This is a genomic window from Yoonia sp., from assembly GCF_017854565.1.
GTDB lineage: Bacteria > Pseudomonadota > Alphaproteobacteria > Rhodobacterales > Rhodobacteraceae > Yoonia.
The window spans coordinates 1-3,095 of sequence record NZ_JAFMHJ010000105.1 but is presented as its reverse complement, the minus strand read 5'-3'; the positions used below and the strand labels follow the sequence as shown (position 1 = coordinate 3,095).

At 61.5% G+C, this 3,095-nt stretch carries 5 protein-coding genes and 1 pseudogene; 1 reads left to right on the top strand and 5 read right to left on the bottom strand.

Annotation, left to right across the window (positions count from 1 at the left end; translation table 11 throughout):
• The 5 genes and pseudogenes from QZ196_RS17465 to QZ196_RS17445 form a co-directional block, all read right to left on the bottom strand.
• A pseudogene (locus QZ196_RS17465) lies at positions 1-192 on the bottom strand (hypothetical protein); the annotation flags it as partial.
• Positions 189-1,136 (bottom strand): helix-turn-helix domain-containing protein, encoded by a 948-nt coding sequence (locus tag QZ196_RS17460; protein WP_296428687.1) that lies wholly within the window; start codon positions 1,134-1,136, stop codon positions 189-191. The pseudogene QZ196_RS17465 and the gene QZ196_RS17460, both read right to left, overlap by 4 nt.
• A complete protein-coding gene (locus tag QZ196_RS17455; protein ID WP_296428685.1) occupies positions 1,133-1,528 on the bottom strand; it encodes a VRR-NUC domain-containing protein in 396 nt (131 codons plus the stop codon). Before QZ196_RS17455 ends, QZ196_RS17460 begins: the two co-directional genes overlap by 4 nt.
• Complete coding sequence (locus QZ196_RS17450; protein ID WP_296428682.1) at positions 1,525-1,767, bottom strand: hypothetical protein; 243 nt, start codon at positions 1,765-1,767, stop codon at positions 1,525-1,527. Before QZ196_RS17450 ends, QZ196_RS17455 begins: the two co-directional genes overlap by 4 nt.
• Positions 1,764-2,012: a DNA-binding protein gene (locus tag QZ196_RS17445; protein WP_296428680.1), complete on the bottom strand. Its 249-nt coding sequence runs from the start codon at positions 2,010-2,012 to the stop codon at positions 1,764-1,766. The genes QZ196_RS17450 and QZ196_RS17445 overlap by 4 nt, the downstream gene beginning before the upstream one ends.
• A gap of 605 nt (positions 2,013-2,617) precedes the next feature.
• Between QZ196_RS17445 and QZ196_RS17440 the strand changes: the two genes are divergently transcribed.
• On the top strand, positions 2,618-3,095 hold a 478-nt coding region (locus tag QZ196_RS17440), incomplete at its 3' end, for a hypothetical protein (protein ID WP_296428678.1).

Sequence of the window (3,095 nt, the reverse complement as noted above, 5' to 3'; positions counted from 1 at the left end):
GCAGCCCAGCGCGGCCCGCTGCATCAGGACATATTCGACGCCAAAGCCAAAGCCTTCTTCCGACACGTTCTTGGGAGGCGGTAGTTCAAGTTGGGCCTTCTCGATCCGGAATGCCCATTCCAGCGCCGCCTGCACGCCCAGCGCACGCTTTGTGCGTCCTCCGCGATTGTGGATAGGTCTTTGAAAGGTCATCGCACACCTCGCATCCGGAGGCGTTCCGGGGTGACGAGTCCGCGTTCCAGCATCAATCCGCACATTGCGGCGCTGATCATGCTGGGGGGCAGATATTCGTCGGAGTTGACCTTGCCCGCGTAGAAGGCCGCCAGCTCATCCGGGCTGGGCGGCGGCTTGCCTTGGGCCTTGCGGCTGCGCCTGGCTTTCACGGAATTGGCCGCAGCCTGCGCATCGCGCTGGGCTGCGCGTTCCATGAACCGGTCGAGAGCCTTTGGCCCATCGGGCGGGTTGGGATGATCGCCCCGACTCTCAGAAGCAACCTCGATGATCCGATCCGTGGAGAGACCAAGATCATCGATCCAGCGGCGAACGTGCTGGCGCGCTGGCCATCCCTGCCACCAGGCCGGGAGGGTCGCATTGGCGGCAAAGCCCAGCGCCGAGAGCAGCTCTTCAAAAAACCGATCAAAATCGAAATCGCGCGCTCGCGCGTCCTCCTCCTCCTTTACAGGTTCTCTTACAAGGTTAATCTCCGGATTCCGGAGATGGCTTTCGGCAAAATCAGGAGATGGCTTTGCCGAAAATCCGGAGACGGCTCCATCACCGGAATCAGGAGTTGGGTCGGCGTTCTGTTCTTCCTCCGTTCCTGCAATTCCATCTCCGGTTTCCGGAGTTGGCTCTGGTGGAAACCCATCCTCGAACCCCAAGATGTAGCGCGTTGCCTTGCGCTTGTGGGTGCGCGGATCATAGCTGCGAACCCGGTGGATCAGGCGCAGCTCCTCAAGCTTGGTGAGATGGTTGTTCAGCGCTGAGACCGACATTTCCGCGTCGTCGGCCAATCGTGCCTGCGTCGGGAAACAGCCGAAATCCGGATTGTGCCGGTCGCAGAGGAACCAAAGCACGATCTTGGTCGCAGGCTTCAACCCGCGTTGTTGGATGGCCCAGACGGTTGCTTTGTGGCTCATGGCGCGACCCTCCGCGCCGGGATCTGCACACGGCTGGTGAAGGCGTTGTCGGCCAGCGCGCCCAGCGCATCGTCGACCGAGCGCACCAGCGCCCAGCCAAACCCCTGCGCACAGACGGTGTCGCGGAACACCTCCTGCGATTTGCGCAAGCGTCCGGTCTCGCTCTTGACCTCCAGAAACAGAACACGGCCGCCGGAGATCACGATCAGATCGGCGAAGCCCGCATGGACGCCCATGCCGACGAGGATCGCCTGACGTTTGGCTCCGCGAGGACCGGGTTCGGTCACCTCATTGGCACAATGATGAATGATGGCTGTGCGGGGCAGAACAGTGCGCAGCGCTTGTACCACCGCACGCTGCAGATCGGCTTCGGGGGTGCCGCGGCGGTTCATTCCCCGGCCTCCCCGTTGCCCTCACGCTGGGCCTGTCGGATCGGCCGCCGTGCGTCGATCACCAGCAGCAGCGCGCGAGCATCTTTGCGTTCACCGTCGGTTTCGCCATGCGCGGCCAAAACGTTGCAGGCGAGCCGGATCAGGTGGTCGCTGTGATGGGCTACATCGGCGATGACGGCCCGGGCCTCGGCCACGCGGTCAGCGGGCCATGGTGCGGGGAGGAAGAGAGGCGCGGTCATGACCGCCCCCGCGATTTGCGCACCGGATGCACTTGTTCCTGTGCGCGGATCCAGTCTTGAACGGCGATACGCCGGTAGAGCGCTTTGCGTCCGATGCGTGTGCAGGGTGGCCCTTGGCGGCGCGCCTCCCATCTGGCGAGCGTGTCGGATGTGATACCCAATTCGCCCGCCAACTGCTCGCGGCTGATCCAGTCCGCCAGCAGGTTCAGCGGTTCATGCGGGATTTCAGGTTGGGGTTGTTTCATGGTTGCTCCATTTTCCTCTGGCCCCTCTCTTGGAGGCAGGGACAGCGAAGCAGAGCGCGCGGGGCGGAAGACAGGCGGAAGGTGGAATTGAAAGCCGCTGACCAATTCCGGTCCATGTTTCGTTGGGGTTTCAGGCTGTTTGGGTTGAGTGCGAGACCGCCACTGCGCGCCTGACATTTTCAATATCGGAAGGCTTTATGCGCTGGTCACAGGACCAAGCTACTCGCTCATCCTGGCAGGTCAAATTGGCTGGAACTGAACAGTGATTCGCGGGATTTGCGCGGTGCGGAATTGACGGAACAACCAATTCCGGTCCCGCGCTGCCGACATTCAACGGCACTCGACAGTTTGTTGCGGCAACCGGCTGCATAGGCCGACTATCACGGGTTCGTGATTGCCTGCTCGCCCATAGGTTGGGTATTCTGGCAATGAGCAGCAAACAAGAATCGAAAAACACGAACACAGTCAGGCGCCAGCATCTTGTGCGATGCGGCTCTGGACCGCAGGTGGTTTTCCTCGACAAAAGGCTCACCAGCCAATCCGCATGCGTTGCATCGCGGGCTCTTTAACCCCGCATTCCGACGGCTTTGGCCGAACGATGCCGCATGTCTGAAAGGTTTCTATCCATGCCACTGCCGCCCATCGCCTTTTACTCGATTTATGAACTTTCAGCGCGCTGGGGCTGTCCTCCGGCCGATGTCGCGGGCTGGGCCGCAGCTGGACACTTTCAGGTTCTGGCGGGCATCCCGCCTGTCAGTTGTGGTGAAGAAACCGTCGCCGGGTTGGTCGAAGTTCCGATTGCCGAGCTGATGCCGATGTTCCGTCGCTATGGGCCCAGCGATGAACTCTGCCGCCTAAAGCGTGTCCTGCCGCCCGGAAGCAAAGTCTGGCTGAAGGTGACCGATCCACTTGATGGTATCCCGCTTCGGTCGACGGATCTGTTGCTGGCAGCGCACTCGGTGCAGCAGTTTGAGGAGGAACGCGATCTGCTGCGCCGTCCGTCCACAAACACGGGTGCTGCGCCGCGCTATGATTGGGATGCGATGTACGCGTGGTTGACGTGGTTCTTGTTCGACAAGGGTG